Genomic DNA, 16329 nt, shown 5'->3' with positions numbered 1-16329 from the left:
CTGCGAGATAGACGCTGTTTCCGCCGCGTTCCTCCCTTTTTGATTGGTGTTGGAGGTCACGCCACGGAAAGAACAACAGGAAGCGGGCGCAGTGCGCGGCGAGCCCCTGTCGATTGAACCCATGCCCGTCCCTTGCGCCATGGCGCGGGTCGGGTAACGACATCAGGTAGCGTGACTTTAATGAGGCGCGCTGCAAATGGCGTGAGAGCCATCCCTAGGGAGGGTAGGAAAATTTCCTAGTTTGGCGGGATCCGGCCGCGAAGCGTGAAGAGGATCACAAGCCGGCGTCGTACAGCAGAGGTGAACGAGCTCTCTCGAACCCGACAAAAGACGAGGCCACCCGCAGGTGGCCTCGTCCGGTTTGGTCGCTCCCAGCAGGGGCGGCTTGGTTGGGTGGGGATCAGGCGGCCTTGGCCAGCGTCACCTCGTCGCTCTTCTTGACCCGCAGTTTTTTCAGGGCAACCGCCACCACGCCGGTGACGATGGCGCCGCAGATCATGCAGAGCAGGGCCAGCAGCGGCTTGTTGACGGCGCCGAGCAGAGCCACGATGGGGCCACCGTGGGCGACGCTGTTGGTGATGCCAAACAGGAAGGCCATCACGGCGGCAGTCATGCTGCCCAGCACGTTGGCGGGGATGACGGCGAGCGGATCACGGGCGGCGAACGGAATCGCACCCTCCGAAATCCCCACCAGGCCCATGGCACCGGCAGCCTTGCCCGCTTCAATTTCGGTGGCGTCGAAGATGCCGAGCTTGCGACCGAGCACGGTAGCCAGCGACATGCCGAGCGGCGCGGCCGGAATGGCGCAGGCCATGGCACCCATAAACTGGGTCTGGCCGGAGGCGATCATGCCCACCGAGAACAGGAAGGCCACCTTGTTGACCGGGCCACCCATATCAAAGCCGGCCATGCCCCCCAGCACGATCCCCAGCAGTACCAGGCTGCCACCGCTCATGGAGAGCAGCATGGCGTTCAGACCCGTCATCATGTCGGCAATGGGGGCACCGATGATGAAGATGAAGACCGCAGCGATAAACAGGGAACCGACGATGGGGGCGATCAGGATCGGCACCAGCGGCTGCACCATCTTGTGGTAGTGGCGGGTGGCAATCCAGCGCACCAGATAACCGACCAAGAGGCCCGCAATGATGGCACCGATAAAGCCGGTACCGGCGTCGGCGCCGTAGAAGCTGCCGTTGTTGGCGATCCAGCCGCCGATAAAGCCCGGTGCCAGCGCGGGTCTGTCACCGATGGCGTAGGCGATGTAGCCCGCCAGAATGGGGATCATCAGGGTGAAGGCGGCGACACCCACGTTGAGGATCTGGTTCCACATGCTCCCCGCCGGGATCTGCATGCCGCTTGGGGTCGGATCGCCGCCGATGGCCAGTGCCAGGGCGATCAGCAGACCCCCCGTGACCACAAACGGGATCATGTGGGAGACGCCGTTCATCAGATAACGGTAGAGATCCGAGCTGCCGCCTGAGCTCTTCTCCTCGCTCTTGCGCTCATCCTTGTCCGCCACATAGGCGGGGGCCTTCAGCGCCTGCTCGATCAGGCCTTTGCCATCCTTGATGGGGGCCTTCACGCCGGTCTTGATGAGCGGCTTGCCGTTGAAGCGGGCCATGTCCACCTGCTTGTCACAGGCCACCACGATGGCGCTGGCACGGGCGATCTCGGCCGCAGTCGGGCTGTTCTTGACGCCGATGGAGCCGTTGGTCTCCACCTTCACCTCAAAGCCCAGCTCCTTGGCGGCGCGCTCCAGGGATTCCGCCGCCAGATAGGTGTGGGCGATGCCGGCCGGACAGCCGGTGACACCGATGATCAGCCCCTTGTCGGCCGCAGGTACGGCAGCCGCTTCCTCTTTCTTGGCCAGCAGCAGTGCCAGCGCATCAGTAGGCGTCTTGGCTGCCAGCAGGGCATCGATAAAGCCCTCTTCAATCAGCTTGGCGGAGAGCTCGGCCAGCACCTCGATATGGTGGTTGGCGCCACCGGCCGGGGAGGCAATCATGAAAAACAGCCGGGAGGGCTTGCCATCCTCGGCGCCGTAATCGATACCGGCGCGGCTGATGCCGATGGCCACCGCCGGGGTGCTCACTGCCGCACTTTTGGCGTGGGGCAGGGCAACGCCCTCTTCAAAGCCGGTGTTGTCCAGCTCTTCCCGGGCCCACAAGTCCTTGATGAACTGCTGCTCGTCGCTGACCTTGCCTTGTGCCGCGAGCAGACGGGTCATCTCGGTGAAGACCTCCTCCTTGCGCGTGGCCTTTAAATCGAGCGCGATCAGCTGCTCGTTGATAAGGGTGGTGATCATGGCGTTCTCCCTGCTCCTGGCCGGAGCCTGTTGGCATCTTTTCCTGGGCTAGCGCCCAGGACATGCAGACAAAAGTGACCCCACTATTATCCCGCCCGCAGTGCCGCGCACCTATCGGACAAAACTGCGAAATACTGGATTTTTGTGCGGCATCGCCTCGAGTGTGACCCTGATCGCAAAGCTGAATAGCTGCTGAAACGGGGGCGGATTGAATCGCTAGTATTTTAATTAATGATTAAAATCAATTGGTTGTGTTTGTGTATGGTTCAGCGCTTTGGCCGTGTGGTGAGTTTTTACTCAGCGGATGGGAGCGCTCTTTCTGTAAATTTATGAGGTGAAAAACGGCTGTGGGATGTGAGCCAACGCACAGAAATGGCCCCGCTGGCGGGAAGCGAGGGGCGGGTGCAGGGGAGGCGCGAGCAGCACAAGCTGGATAAATGAGTTGCGCCATAGGTGCCAGACAGCTCACTACAATGCACGAGTGAAACCACAGGTATTGGCCCCGTAGGCTGCAATGAACGAAGTGAATTGCACCGCTTGTTTGGGTAGGCTGGGTGGTAGCAAGAGAGGGGATGGACGAAAAGATAGAGGTGATAACGCGAACGTCCGAATACGCTCCGCTATTCGAACCTACGAATTACACAATATGTGCAACCGATTCCAGCCAGTGGGGAACTTGTTGCCGATACCACTCCAGATATTGCTGTGCCTGCGGCTTCTCTCTTCTGGTCAGCAGATTGGTGACCTCAATAATCAGCCAGCACTTGGCCATGACGAGATGGCGCAGTAACCGGTCACCAGAGAGAAGCGAACTGTGGCAAAGATAGCGTTCAATGATGGCTTCATACTCCGCCAGTGAACCCATCCGCGGCACCAGCGGAGCCAGATCGATGGCCGGGCTGCCATAACCAAATCGCTCCCAGTCAAACAACACCAGCTCACCATTGTCGCGGGTACCCCAGTTGCCCTCATTGCTATCCCCCGAGATCAGGCACTGTTCCTCGAATAGTTCGTGGCCAACTTGCTGGATATGGCGGATCTTCTCGTTGGCCGCTAGTACAGAGAGCGCCTCGTCGATGTCGGCGAGTGACCAGCCGTGATTTTTCACCGCAAAGTCGGGCTGATAGTTGGTGTTGTGCAGGCTGGCCAGCTGAGCAAAGGTCTGTTCGTTGTGGTGCAGTTGCGTGAGAGTGACCGGATGAGGGATCTGCTCAAGGAACAGGATCTCCCCCTCGACCCTGAGAAGGGCAGGTGTGTTGAGCCCGCTCAAATGCGGGGCGGCGCATTGGTAGAAATGACGCTCGACCGCTGATGCACCGCTTTTTCTGATGCAGGGCTTGCCATCCAGCAACTGGATATTTACCGAAGCGCCCCCCATTTTCGCCAGCTCCTGTTGCGTCATCCTCTACCCCCGTTAGCTATGAGTGGTCAGTTGAGTGAGATAGCTATTTACCTCTGCCCGAGTCGTGAAACGGTGCTTGGCGTTTGGGAATCGATCAAACAGCTCGCGATGGGATTGGCGGGAGCTTTTGCCGGCTCGCTGCCCATATTCCGATGCCCATACCAGCAGTTGTTGAAAGCTCTCTTCGGCTGCCACTGCATCCCGTTGCCTGGCACTTTGTGATCCGCGTGATAGCAGTGAATAACGGCATACAGACCAGTCGAGATCCAGAAATAGCAGGGTATCGGCGGCATCAAGCAGTTGCTCGGCCAGGGCACCAAATACCCCTTCGACCACCCATGAGGGCTCTTGAGCAAGTGTTTGAATGGCCTGGTCAATCTTATGCTGGGGCCGTTTTTGGTTAAAGCTGCCCGGCTGCCAGACAATGGTATCGAGATTGACCTCGCGGATAGTTAACTGCTCAGCCAATCGAGCCGCCAACCAGCTCTTGCCCGATCCCGAGTTGCCAATAATCAGAATACGTTTCATCTATGAGTGCTCTTTTCTGGAACAGATATCTGGAGGCTGACAAGTAGAGGTGATGACGCTGAGAGTGGATTAAAAGTAGGTTGGCGGTTCGCCGACATAGCGTGGCCGCCTATGAGAGAAATACATGCAATCACCCCCCGGAATGCGCCTATACCCCAGCCTCTCGTAGAAGTGATGGTCGATATCTGCATGGAGGAAGGTGGCGACGGCATCGGGATTATCCAGCAGCATGCCTGTCACCCCACGCAGCAGATGGGCGCCAAATCCTTGCCCCCTCATCGCAGGTGCCGTTGCCAGTGAACCTATGCCAAAACAGCCTTGGCCAAGGCCAAATCGGTCCCGATAGACAATAAGGGAAGAGACAGGCTGATTGCCCACAATAAGGACATACCACACACCGGAGCGGTATTTTTGACTGGCGTGGCAGTTCGCCAGATATTCAGTCGGTGACAGTCCTTCGCCCCAAGCATCAAAGCCCATCCAGAAGATGGCATTCAGTTCATCTGGGCTGGCTTTTCTTGTCTGCATCCTGCATTCATCCCTTTACCAGTGTCATGGCGATCGATATGGCTCTCGTTGCTTTCGATGAGATGTGGCGACGCTGAATTGATCCCCCCACCATTTATCCCCAGGGCGTACAGGCTGCTGAGGGTAGGGATAGCCTAGCCCAGTTCAAGGTAGAGTCGCAGCATGTCCTTGTGCTGGATGCCGTGCTCCATCAGGGGCTCGGAGTAGTGGGTAAGGAAGTGATCCTTGATGACGGCATCCACGCGAAAGCCGTGGCGCTGGTAGTAGGTGAGCTGGTGGCCGAAGCTGCCGGTACCGAGTTCGACGCGGTGTACCCCTTTCCCGGCCAGGCTGGTCAGTACGAAGCGCAGCAGGCCGGAGCCGATGCCTTGCTGCTGGCGGTTGGGGGCAACGGCGATATTGAAGATCTCGGCCGTTTGCTCCCCCACCAGACCGGCCACACAGGCGCCCACTACCTCGTTGCCCGCTAGGACGGCAAAGCCCCAGGCGCCAGGCAGATAGGCGGCAATGCGCTGCTCTGCGGGATCTGCCTCCAGCAGCAGCGCCAGCGGCAGTTGATTGGGGTCCATCTCGACAAACTTCATCTTTATTTCTCTTTTATCTCGCTGTGACGGTCTGGGGCGCGCCGTCCTCTGGGCCTCAATACTCCAGAAACTTCTCGCCGCAGCGCTCGCAAATCAGGTGCTTTACATGGGTGGCCTGGTAAGCCAGCGTTTCGCCAAACGCCCAGTTGGTGATGCTGCTGGAAGTAAAGGCTTGCCAGAAGGCTTTGCGCGGATCCTTGGGCATGATGTCCTGAGTGTGATCGCGGGCGACCAGCACCACGATATGGCGGGTGCGCTCCCGGCATTTGTCACAGCGATGGATTTCACTCGGTGGATTCTGGTCGTGCGGGTTGCTCATAAAGGGGCTCGTGAAGAGAGTGGACGCCCATCATATTCCTCTCCACTTGGCTCTCAATCTCTCCTTGCCAACCCAGTGAGCAGGCTCACGTTTTTGCGCTCGCGCTTTTCTGCTTGACCACAACTGCCCCTTGCCTGGCGCCGCAACAGGGCGTCTCAGGCCGACTCCCGCTTTTGCGGTTTGTTGGTGAGCGGTGATGATATGGCGGGTGGGGCAAGTTCGGGCTGCAGCAGGCTTGCCCAGCCAGCTTAGGCCGATGCCCGCTTTTGCAGGCTGGGGATGATGAGATGGCGGTTGGGGGCGAGTTCGGGTTGCTGCAATCGGGTCAGCAGGCGCAGGGCGGCCTGGCGGCCGATGTCGCGGGCCGGCGAGCTGACGAAAGTGAGGGCGGGGAAGGTGAGCTCGGCCTCTGCCACGTCGTCAAAGCCGAGCAGGGCAACTTGCTGGCCGACGTAGTTGTCCTTGCCCACGCTGCGCCCGCTCGCCTCGACGCCGTAGATGGCGCCGAGGGCTACCTCCGGGTAGTGGCAGAGCACGGCGGTCACCTTGGGGTGCCGGTGCAACAGCTGGGCGATGGTGTCGGCGGCGCTGCGCTGGGTGCGCTCGCACTCCAGTACCCACTCCGGTTTGAAGGGCAGCCCGTATTGCAGCAGGCTGGCACAGTAGCCGCCGATGCGCTCGGCGCGGGTGAGGGAATCGGCCCGCCCGCCGACGTAGGCGATATGGCGGTGGCCCTGCTCGATGAGATAGGTGGTGGCCTGCTGGGCGGCGTGGGTGTTGTCCGGGCCGATAAAGTCCACGTCGTCCCGATAGTAGGAGCGGGCGGCGCACACCAGCGGCAGCGCCGAGCCGAGCAGGTTCTCCAGCGGCTTGGCGGCGGCGCCGCGCACCGGGTTGAAGATGATGCCCGCCACCCCCTGGCGTGACAGGGACTGGATGCTCTGCTGCAACCGCTCTGGGCTGTGGCCACACTGGGTCAGAAACAGCAGATAGCCCTGCTGCTCCAGCACCTCGCTCACCCCGGCGGTCACCTCGGTATAGAAGGGGTCGGTGATGTCGCGCAGGATCAGCCCCACCAGGTTGGATTGCTGGCTGCGCAGGTTAGCGGCGGCGCTGTTGGGCACGTAGTCGAGCTCCCTGATCGCCTGCTGCACCCGCTCGGCGGTGGCCGGCGAGATGCGCCCCTTGCCGCGCAGCACCATGGAGACGGTGGTGACCGAGACCCCGGCCAGCCGGGCCACGTCGGTGATCTTGGGGTTGTTGGCGAGCAGCGGTTTGGGCGACATAGGCAGGCGGTGGCGATCAAGGCGAAGAGAGGAGGTGCACAGCATACCCGCTTGGGTTGCCGAGTGAAACGTTACATCCCGCGCCCATGGATCTGCCTCACAAATTTGAGGAACAGTGTCCAGCAGAGCGTTTGAACTGTGATCTTGTCGGCACTTGCGAGTTGGTAAAACGTTTTATCATCCGGCAAAACCAGATACGGCTCACCGTTGCCATTCGTCAGGGAGGCTACCGGACAGGCGTATCGAATGACCCTCACCTCACAAGGATCTGACACATGGCCAAGTCCCCCGCCAAATCCACCGTATGGGAGTTCCTGCAGAGCCTCGGCAAGACCTTTATGCTGCCGGTCGCCCTGCTGGCCTTCTCGGGCATTCTGCTCGGTGTTGGCAGCTCGCTCACCAGCGATGCGGTCAAGCAGAGCATGCCCTTTCTCGACAATACCGTGCTGCAACTGCTGTTTCTCTGGATGACCAAGGTGGGGCTGGTGGCCTTTATCTACCTGCCAGTGATGTTCGCGGTGGCCATTCCGCTCGGGCTGGCGCGCGAAGAGAAGGGGGTCGCGGCCTTTGCCGGTTTCGTCGGCTATGCGGCCCTCAACCTCTCCATCAACTTCTACCTGACCGTGGCCAACGTCATCGGTGACGGGGCGGCAGAGAAGGCCTACGGGGTGAAATCCATCCTCGGCGTCAGCTCCATCGACACCGGCATTCTGGGGGCCATCATCGTCGGGGTGATCGTCGCCAAACTGCACGCCCGTTTCTACACCTACCAGATGCCCGATGCGCTCGCCTTCTTCGGCGGCGCCCGCTTCGTGCCCATCATTACCGCCATCGTGCTGGGGGTGGTGGGTCTGGTGGTGCCTCTGGTCTGGCCCTGGTTTGCCGCCGGCATCAACGGTATCGGGACACTCATCTCCCACGCCGGCCCCTTCGGTCCCTTCCTGTTCGGTACTGGTGAGCGGCTGCTGCTGCCGCTCGGCCTGCACCACATTCTGGTGGCGCTGATCCGCTTTACCGAGGCGGGCGGCACATCGCTGGTGTGCGGCAACGAGGTGAGCGGCGCGCTCAACATCTTCTACGCCGAGCTCTCCTGCGCCGACACCACCCAGTTCTCGGTATCGGCCACCTCTTTCCTCTCTCAGGGCAAGATGCCGGCCTTCCTCGGCGGCCTGCCGGGAGCGGCGCTCGCCATGTATCACTGCGCTCGCCCGGAAAATCGCGGCAAGATCAAGGCGCTGCTGGTCTCCGGTGTGGTCGCCTGCGTCATCGGCGGCATCACGGAACCGCTCGAGTTCCTGTTCCTGTTCGTGGCGCCGGTGCTCTACGTCATTCACGCCATCCTGATCGGGCTCGGCTTTATGACCATGGGACTGCTCGGCGTCACCATCGGCAACACCGACGGCAACCTCATCGATTTTCTGGTGTTTGGCGTGCTGCAAGGCACCGCCACCAAGTGGTATCTGGTGCCGGTCGCTGCGGCCATCTGGTTTGCCATCTACTACGGGGTGTTTCGCTTCGCCATCGTGCGCTTCAACCTCAAAACCCCTGGCCGTGAAAAAGAGAGCCGCGAGATTGAGGCCAGCGAGGCTGCCCAGCCCGCGGGCAAGAAGGTCGGCAACAGCGGTTACAACGGAGAGGTGATCCTCAACGCCTTGGGCGGCGCCGACAATATCCTGGCGCTCGATAACTGCATCACCCGCCTGCGGATGTCGGTGCAGGACATGAGCCGGGTCGATGACAAGGTATTGAAGGCGAACGGCGCCATCGGGGTGATCAAGCTCGATGAGCACAACCTGCAGGTGGTGATCGGGCCTCAGGTCCATCTGGTGAAAAACCAGCTGCAGAGCCTGATGGGGGCCTGAGTCGGCCCCTGTTACCCTACCTCGGGGGGCGCCATGCCCCCTTGTTCATTGCTGTTTTACTGGTGAGAAAGAGATGCCCAATACCGACTTCTTTGATTTTGATCGCGTCGTCGATCGCCACGGCACCTACTGTACCCAGTGGGACTATGTGGCCGACCGCTTCGGCCACGCCGACTTGCTCCCCTTTACCATCTCCGACATGGATTTCGCGACAGCCCCCTGCATTCGCGCGGCCCTGGCCAAGCGCCTTGAGCACGGGGTCTTTGGCTACAGTCGCTGGAATCACGACGACTTCAAGGGGGCGGTGAGCGACTGGTTCGCCAGCCGTTACGGGGCGCAGCTCGACCCAGCCGCCCTGGTCTACGGCCCCTCGGTCATCTACATCATCGCCCAGCTGGTGAGCCTCTGGTCAGCGCCGGGCGAAGGCGTGCTGGTGCACACCCCCGCCTACGACGCCTTCGGCAATATGCTGGCCGCCAACGACAGGGTGCTGCTGCCTTGCCCGCTCAAAAAAGCAGAGGGGAGCTATCAGATCGACTGGGCCTGCTTCGAGCAACAGGCGGCCCGCCCCGAGTGCCGGATTTTGCTGCTGTGCAGCCCCCACAATCCTACCGGCCGGGTCTGGACGCGGGATGAACTCGGCCGGATGGCCGCCATCTGCCAGCGCCACGGAGTCAAGGTCATCTCGGACGACATCCATATGGATGTGAGCTTTGCCCGCTACCTGCCGTGGAGCGAGGTGGCAGAGGACGAGAGCTGGGCGCTGGTGAGCTCGGGTTCGAAATCTTTCAATATTCCGGCCCTTGGCGGCGCCTACGCCTTTATTGCCAAGGCCGAGGCGCGGGCCGGCTATCTGCAGCGACTCAAGGCGGCCCATGGCCTTTCATCACCCCCCATTCTCGGGGTGCTGGCCCATATCAGCGCCTATCGGGATGGCGGTGCCTGGCTTGATGCGCTCAAATCCTATCTGCACGGCAACCTCACCCAGGTGGCGGCGCGGCTCAACGCCGCTTTTCCCGCCATCGGCTATCGGGTGCCCGAGGGGACCTATCTCGCCTGGATTGACTTGAGCGGCCTCGGCATCGACTCCACCGAACGGATGGATGCGCTGCAAATCTTGCTGGTGGAAAAATACCGGGTCGCCATCATGCGTGGCGACACCTATGGCGTCGAAGGCAAAGGCTATCTTCGCCTCAACGTCGGCTGCCCTCGCTCGAAAGTAGATAAAGGCCTCGACGCCCTGATCAGTGCACTGCAAGAGCTGCTGGCCAGATAGCGCACAGCCACCCTCAGGCGGCGGTTGCTATTTCGAGGCGGCCTTGTCAGGCCGATAGCGAGTCTCTTCTATCTGATCGAAGCGCAGGATCAGGGTATCGCCTCCCTTGAGGCGATAGGCGCAGTGGGAAGCGTTGCAGGCGATGCGAATATGGGGCTCATCCCCCAGCAGGAGCGACTGACTATGGGCCTCTCTCTGCGGCCATTTATCTTGCTCGAGGCGGGTGATCTGTGTTTGTGCCTCTTCAACACCTTTCACAAAGAACCAGAGCGCACCCATGACGGGGATCAATACGGATAACGACAAGAAGGCAAATTTGTAATAGTTATTCCCCATCCAAACAAACGCTCTGAAAAGAGAGGGGGGCTGGGTATCGCCCAATCTTTTTCGCTCTTTTGATCAGCCAACGATAGAACATTGAGCTTTGCCACAGCCATGTGAGATGAATTCGCCAGCGAGCGCAGATGATTAGGGTGAACGCCACTGAAAAAATCGTGAATATGCTACCCAATACAGGCCACATCCAGGGTTTGAGCATATTGAGAGTCGTGAGAAGGCCAAGGGCCAGCAGATAATCCGCCGGCGGAGAAAATTCGGCATAGTCGAGGTTAAACGCCAGGGTATAGCCATAGTGATAGGCCATCCCCAGAAGGTAGGTTGCTGCTGTCAGGGCAGGAATGGCCGCCACGATCAATCCCGCAAAGCGCCAAGTCGTCCCCTTTTCTTCGGGTTCCAGCTCAGCATTGCGCAAAATTTTTATATGTTGGCGAAGCCAGCGCCAACGGGCTGAGGCTGTTCGGTCACTCACTGGGCGTCCCTTCACTCATCTAGTTGATATAGGAATCTGTCAGAGAATGGCGCGACTGCGAAACAGCACCTTGCCGCAGGCCAGGCAGGTGTGGCGCAAACGGTAATCGCCGGCGCCGGTCAGCGGCTGAAACAGCACCTTGTGCGAACCGCAGGCACAGCAGCTGGCGCTTTCACTATCGTCGGTGGCGCATTCGGGATGGCGGGCAAGGTACTCGGGCAGGGTAGGCAGCTTGTCCCAGTCGGGCTGGGTCACCGCGCGATTCTTGAGAATGATGCCGGCGGTCACCAGACCCGCCAGGGTGAGCAGTACGTCCGTCAATTCCATCAGTGCAAGGCTCCATCCATGTGCGGTCGCCAGGCCGGCTGGCGGGCGAAGGCACAATATGACTCCTATCTTATCGATCCTGAGGGGGAGGGCGCTATCCCCGTTCGGGCGGCTGCCGAACGGGGTTTGCTGCTGCCTGATGCCGAGATAAAAGAAGGGGCCCTTGGCCCCTTCTTTCGTAGGTACTCTCAACTGCCGTTGTCAGGCTACCTGGCGCCCCGGCTGGGTGCGGGCCAGCAGCCCTTCCGGGTTGTGGATGGCCTCCCGGGTCTTGACGTCGATGACCTCGATATTGGCGAAGCGTTCCTTGTTCTTGATGGCCACGTCGTGGGCTAGGATGACGCAGCGGGCGTTGGCCACGTCTTTGGGCGTAATGCGGTTGATGATGCCGTTGGCGCCCTGAGTTTCCACTTTGAGCTTGATGCCGGCCTTGGCGGCCGCTTTTTGCAGGCTCTTGGCGGCCAGGAAGGTGTGGGCCACGCCGGAGGGGCAGGCGGTGATGGCCAGCACTTCGGCTTCCCCTTCCGCCTCGATGATCTGGTACTCCTCCTGGCGCTCGTTGCTCTCTTCGGTGTCGCTGACCGGCTTTTTCAGCAGGTTGACGATAAGGGCCGTGGTGAGGGCGCCGAGGATGGTGCCGAGGATATAGCCCATCTTGCCCTCCACTACCGGCAGCACGATCCAGCCGCCCCAGGGGGCGTGGTTGATGCTGTGCATCATGAAACCGGTGATGTTGCCGACGATACCGCCTGCGACGATGGCCGGGATGACGCGCACCGGGTCGGCGGCGGCAAACGGAATGGCCCCCTCGCTGATGCCGATCATGCCCATGATGGCGGCTGCTTTGCCCGCTTCACGCTCCTCTTTCTTGTAGCGCTTGGGCGAGAGCAGGGTGGCCAGCGCCATGCCGAGCGGCGGCACGCAGATGGCGATGCCGACCCCGCCCATCAGCCAGGGCTGGGTGTTGACCTGGGTCTGGGCGAACAGGGTGGCCACCTTGTTGATGGGGCCGCCCATGTCAAAGGCGGTCATGCCACCCAGGATGGCCCCCAGCATCACCTTGCCCGAGCCCGCCATGCCGGAGAGCCAGTGATTCATCCCCTCCATCATGGCGGCGATGGGGGCGCCTATCACCCACATGACGATGCCGCACACCAGGAAGGTGCCGATGAGGGGATAGATGAAGATGGAGCCGAGCGAACTCATGGAATCCGGCAGCTTGATGCGTTTGAGCTGGTTGACGATGAGTCCGGCGATAAAGCCCACCAGGATGGCGCCGAGAAAACCGGTATGAAACTGCTGCACTGCAATCCAGGAGCCGATCATGCCGGGGGCCAGGCCCGGTTTGTCCGCCATGGAGTAGGCGATGTAGCCGCCCAGCACGGCGGTAAACAGGGTGAGCCCGGCAATCCCCATGTCGGCCATGTCCTTGAGCACGCCCGCCTCGGGCACGGCGCCCTTGCCGCTGATCATCACCGACAGCGACAGCAAGACGCCCCCGGCCACGATGAAGGGGATCATGTGGGAGGTGCCGAACAGCAAATGCTGCTTGAGGGTGTTGAGCTGAACCTTGATGCCGCGCTCCTGCGGCTCCGCCGGCTGGGCGGATTGCGCCCGGGGGGAGGCTGGGGTAGCGGACGGCCCTGCTGCGGCCAGCAAGGCGAGTACCTCGGCGCGGCTGGTGGCCTCCTGCATGCTGGCGATGAAACCGGGTTCCAGCAGCTTGGTGGAGAGCTCGGCCAGCACCTCGATATGGTGGTTGGCGCCGCCCGCCGGGGAGGCAATCATGAAGAACAGCCTGGAGGGCTCGCCATCTTCAGCGCCGTAGTCGATGCCCTGGCGGCTGATGCCGACCACGATGGCGGGCTCTTGCACCGCCTCGCTCTTGGCGTGGGGCAGGGCGACCCCCTGCTCGAAACCGGTGTTGTCGAGCTCCTCCCGCGCCCAGAGGTCGCGGACAAACTGATCCTGACTGGCTATCTTGCCGCTGGCCTTGAGCCTGGCGGCCAGTTCGACGAACAGCGCCTGCTTGTCGCGGGCCGCAAGATCGAGGCAGATCAATCCTTCATCTATCAGGGTGGTGAGCATGGTTCTCTCCTGGCTGGTGCCGTCCGAATGGAAGTGGTCCTGTTGAAAACGGTGGTGCAACTGGTTGACCTGCCTATTGTTTCTCCCAAGTGCCTCGGCCGAAATCGGAGATATGTGCCCTTTACTGGATTTTTGTGCCGATGCTGCCTGCCTGTGACCCTGCTCGCATTTTGTCCTGCCTGAATGAACGAGCTCGTTTCTATAGAAATACATTTTAAAACATAAGGTTATTTTTAATCCGAGTACGACTGATGACCAATAAGTGATGAGCCTGAACTCTGTCGGCAGGCGGCGGGATGGAGATTTGTGTGCTCGAGCGGGCGGGAAAATTGTGAGCCGGTCGGCAAAAGCGGTGGCCTGGCTTTGGGGGATGCTCATGGTGGCGGGGTGGCAGGAAACGCAAGAATGAGGGGATGAAAAATCAGTGCATAATCGGCCGATTGAAAAGGGTGTGCGGATTTGTAGTGATGTGCATTTAACTGTTTGATAATTAATGTTTTATATTTTATTTGTTAGAGCGGAAAGAGGCGGTTTTGACCTCCTTTTGATGGCCTTCTGGGAGACGTTTAATCATTTTTTAGATTGCTTTTTGCATATCCAATCGTTTATTTAGTTGGACAGTTTTGGCAAACCGGAAGTCAAACCTGATGAACCGACAGGCCAACGCCCTTGATGCGGAGTGTGCCGTCAACCCGTTTTACTTGTCATGTTCACCCAGATGTAAGGAGACATCCCGATGGAAAAACTGGTCCAAGAGATCGACACCATGCGCGAAGAGTTCAAGCAACAGGAGCGCAAACAGGCCCACGACAAATGGCAGGCCAGGGTCGAAGAGCTGCAGCAGATCCGCGCTGAAGAACCTCAGCCGGAGGCAGTGGAGGAGTGACCCCGTGGCCAGCCCGGCGCTGAGGCGCGTGGCCCGGCAGAATGCAAAACCCCCGCCAGCATGGCGGGGGTTTTTTATTGCGGTTCGATGGCGTTGTGGCTCTGCCACTGGCGCAGGCGCTGCTTGAGCGAGCCATCGCCGGGCGGGATGAAGTCATCCATCAGGTAGCAGCGGTCGTCGCCGCTCTTTTGAAAATGAAGGCTGACCGTCTGCGGCTCTTTCTGGGTGTCGGAGAGGGCGAACAGATACTGCATCCTGACCGTTACCCCTTGCTCTTGTGTGTTGGCCAGGGTGAAGCTGACGGGTTCGCTCACCTCGCCATCCTGGGCGTTGATCCAGGGATCGGCATCGATGGCGCACACCTCGCCGTCGGCGTTGCAGGCGGCCTCGCTGCTCAGCACGGCGAAGAAGTCGGGGGTGAGCAGCGCCTTGAGCGGCGCAGGGTCGGCGTAATAGAAATCCTTGTGCTCGCTCCAGAACGCCTTGGCCAGCCTGAGCGCCACTCCCTTGTCACAGGCGGCATGCACCGGGCTGCCCAGCAGCGCCAGCAGTAAAACGGATCGTCCGCAGTAGCCTTTCATGATGTTCTTCCTGAACTGGTGCCGGATGACTGTGGTGGCCCCGGCGAGGGTCAAGGCGCAGTGATAGCCAGACGGGCATGATAGCCAACCCGGCAGAGGACGACAGCAGGATCTGATGAATTTATGCCGCACATCAAGAAATTTGTCGGCAGAAGGCAGGGGAGCGCGGTGGCTGAGACCGCCAAAAAACAAGGGCCATCCTGGATGGCCCTTGTGGTCATGAGTCGATTTGAATCGGCTTAGCAGCGGTTGCCGGCGCGGGCGACCCGGCCCTCGGCCAGCAGCTGGTAGCGGCCGGTGGCGGCCGGGATGAAGGCGGACTGACCCTTCTCGAGACGCAGGGTGTCGTCACCGCGCTTGAGGATCACGGCCTCGTCGATGGCAAACAGGATCTCGGCGCTGGCGGTGGTGAGCTGATGCTCGCCCGCCGGATAGACGCTGAAGGTGAAGTCCGGCACCGGCACCTCGAAGTGCTGCACCGCCCCTTCCATGCGGGGAGCAAGCAGGATCTGGTCGTCCGGCTTGGGCAAGCAGCGGGTGCAGGCCAACAGCTCGGCCACGTCTATGTACTTGGGGGTGAGCCCGGCGCGCAGCACGTTGTCGGAGTTGGCCATGATCTCGAGGCCGGTGCCGCGCACATAGGCGTGCGGGGTACAGGCGTCCAGATACATCGCCTGACCGGGCTGCAGGGTCACTACGTTCAGCAGCAGCGGCGAGAACAGCCCCACATCCCCCGGGTATTGGGCGGCCAGGCTGGTGATCAGCGCAAAGGTCTCTTCATCCTGATGGGCGGCGGCAAAGGCCAGCAGGCCCGCCAGTGCCTCCTCCTTGCGCGCCCCTTCCAGCACCAGCAGCTGGTGGAAGAAGTGCTGCAGGCCCGCTTCATTCTGGCTGGCGGTGAGGGCGGCGACCAGCTCGGCAAGGGCGGGCAGCTTGACCCGCTCGAACAGCGCCAGGATGGCCGGGATGGCGCGAAAACCGTTCATCGCCTGATAGGGGGTGAGGGCAAACACCAGCTCAGGCTTGTGGTTGGGATCCTTGTAGTTGCGATTGGCGGCCTTGGGCGAAATGCCTGCGGCCTCTTCTTTGGCAAAGCCGGCTTCGGCCTGCGCCTTGCTCGGGTGCACCTGAATGGAGAGGGCCTTCTCGGCGCACAGCACCTTGAACAGGAACGGCAGGCTGCCGAAACGGGTCTGGGTGGCCTCGCCCAGCACGGCGGCGGGGGCGCGCTCTATGAGGATCGAGAGCTTCTGTGCCTGCCCGGCCAGCATCACCTCGGAGCAGCCATTGGGGTGGGCACCCATCCACAGCTCGGCCTGGGGCTTGCCCGCCGGATTGGGGATGCCGAACAGGGTGGTGAGGGCGTCATGGCTGCCCCAGTCGTAGCCTTGAATCGGATTTTGCATTGACAAAAAAGAGGGCAGATCGCGACTGCTCATAAGGGATGCCTCATTGGGTGTGCAGAAAATCGGGTGCAGAAAAGGGTGGCATTGCTGCCGTGGACCGGACTATAACATGGGCGGTCGCGGGCACCGCAACCGCTTGC

General features: G+C 60.8%; 16 protein-coding genes. 3 read left to right on the top strand and 13 right to left on the bottom strand.

What is annotated here, in order from left to right; genetic code table 11:
- Nucleotides 1–400: 400 nt before the first annotated feature.
- From AACQ43_RS03335 to AACQ43_RS03305, 7 genes are all read right to left on the bottom strand, one after another.
- Nucleotides 401–2308, bottom strand: coding sequence for a PTS fructose transporter subunit IIABC (locus AACQ43_RS03335; protein ID WP_168965940.1), 1908 nt, complete (start codon nucleotides 2306–2308; stop codon nucleotides 401–403).
- A 637-nt stretch (nucleotides 2309–2945) separates the two neighbouring features.
- A complete protein-coding gene (locus AACQ43_RS03330; protein WP_248280956.1) occupies nucleotides 2946–3710 on the bottom strand; it encodes a phosphotransferase family protein in 765 nt (254 codons plus the stop codon).
- 12 nt (nucleotides 3711–3722) lie between these two features.
- Entirely contained in the window at nucleotides 3723–4238 is a 516-nt protein-coding gene (locus AACQ43_RS03325) for an AAA family ATPase (RefSeq protein WP_168965938.1), read from the bottom strand.
- A gap of 69 nt (nucleotides 4239–4307) precedes the next feature.
- Nucleotides 4308–4766: a GNAT family N-acetyltransferase gene (locus AACQ43_RS03320; protein ID WP_076361249.1), complete on the bottom strand. Its 459-nt coding sequence runs from the start codon at nucleotides 4764–4766 to the stop codon at nucleotides 4308–4310.
- 134 nt (nucleotides 4767–4900) lie between these two features.
- Nucleotides 4901–5350 carry a GNAT family N-acetyltransferase gene (locus tag AACQ43_RS03315; RefSeq protein WP_168965936.1) on the bottom strand — a complete coding sequence of 150 codons (450 nt, stop codon included), beginning with the start codon at nucleotides 5348–5350 and terminating at the stop codon, nucleotides 4901–4903.
- 55 nt (nucleotides 5351–5405) lie between these two features.
- Entirely contained in the window at nucleotides 5406–5669 is a 264-nt protein-coding gene (locus AACQ43_RS03310) for a hypothetical protein (RefSeq protein WP_016350086.1), read from the bottom strand.
- Nucleotides 5670–5917: 248 nt separating this feature from the next.
- Entirely contained in the window at nucleotides 5918–6955 is a 1038-nt protein-coding gene (locus AACQ43_RS03305; RefSeq protein WP_168965934.1) for a Mal regulon transcriptional regulator MalI, read from the bottom strand.
- A gap of 275 nt (nucleotides 6956–7230) precedes the next feature.
- Between AACQ43_RS03305 and malX the strand changes: the two genes are divergently transcribed.
- Both malX and AACQ43_RS03295 read left to right on the top strand, forming a co-directional pair.
- Entirely contained in the window at nucleotides 7231–8817 is a 1587-nt protein-coding gene (gene malX / locus AACQ43_RS03300; protein ID WP_168965932.1) for a maltose/glucose-specific PTS transporter subunit IIBC, read from the top strand.
- A 73-nt stretch (nucleotides 8818–8890) separates the two neighbouring features.
- Complete coding sequence (locus tag AACQ43_RS03295) at nucleotides 8891–10093, top strand: MalY/PatB family protein (RefSeq protein ID WP_168965931.1); 1203 nt, start codon at nucleotides 8891–8893, stop codon at nucleotides 10091–10093.
- A 27-nt stretch (nucleotides 10094–10120) separates the two neighbouring features.
- On the opposite strand, the gene AACQ43_RS03290 is transcribed toward AACQ43_RS03295, so the two are convergent.
- From AACQ43_RS03290 to AACQ43_RS03275, 4 genes are all read right to left on the bottom strand, one after another.
- A complete protein-coding gene (locus tag AACQ43_RS03290; RefSeq protein ID WP_248280955.1) occupies nucleotides 10121–10372 on the bottom strand; it encodes a hypothetical protein in 252 nt (83 codons plus the stop codon).
- A gap of 46 nt (nucleotides 10373–10418) precedes the next feature.
- Nucleotides 10419–10901, bottom strand: a complete 483-nt coding sequence (locus AACQ43_RS03285) for a hypothetical protein (RefSeq protein WP_248280954.1) — start codon at nucleotides 10899–10901, stop codon at nucleotides 10419–10421.
- Between the two features lie 39 nt (nucleotides 10902–10940).
- Nucleotides 10941–11228 carry a hypothetical protein gene (locus AACQ43_RS03280; protein WP_168965929.1) on the bottom strand — a complete coding sequence of 96 codons (288 nt, stop codon included), beginning with the start codon at nucleotides 11226–11228 and terminating at the stop codon, nucleotides 10941–10943.
- A gap of 201 nt (nucleotides 11229–11429) precedes the next feature.
- Nucleotides 11430–13316, bottom strand: coding sequence for a PTS fructose transporter subunit EIIC (locus AACQ43_RS03275; protein WP_168965927.1), 1887 nt, complete (start codon nucleotides 13314–13316; stop codon nucleotides 11430–11432).
- A 736-nt stretch (nucleotides 13317–14052) separates the two neighbouring features.
- Here AACQ43_RS03275 and AACQ43_RS03270 point away from each other — a divergent pair.
- Nucleotides 14053–14202, top strand: coding sequence for a hypothetical protein (locus tag AACQ43_RS03270; RefSeq protein ID WP_011705333.1), 150 nt, complete (start codon nucleotides 14053–14055; stop codon nucleotides 14200–14202).
- Between the two features lie 74 nt (nucleotides 14203–14276).
- On the opposite strand, the gene AACQ43_RS03265 is transcribed toward AACQ43_RS03270, so the two are convergent.
- On the bottom strand, nucleotides 14277–14783 hold the full coding sequence (locus AACQ43_RS03265) for a hypothetical protein (protein WP_168965925.1): 507 nt from the start codon (nucleotides 14781–14783) through the stop codon (nucleotides 14277–14279).
- A gap of 239 nt (nucleotides 14784–15022) precedes the next feature.
- The gene (gene manA, locus AACQ43_RS03260; RefSeq protein WP_168965923.1) at nucleotides 15023–16222 is read right to left on the bottom strand and encodes a mannose-6-phosphate isomerase, class I; all 1200 of its coding nucleotides are present in this window, start codon (nucleotides 16220–16222) and stop codon (nucleotides 15023–15025) included.
- Nucleotides 16223–16329 lie beyond the last annotated feature (107 nt).

The sequence above is a fragment of the Aeromonas sp. DNRA1 genome (genome assembly GCF_963888745.1).
Taxonomy (GTDB): domain Bacteria; phylum Pseudomonadota; class Gammaproteobacteria; order Enterobacterales; family Aeromonadaceae; genus Aeromonas; species Aeromonas hydrophila.
This window is presented reverse-complemented; position numbering and strand designations above follow the sequence as displayed.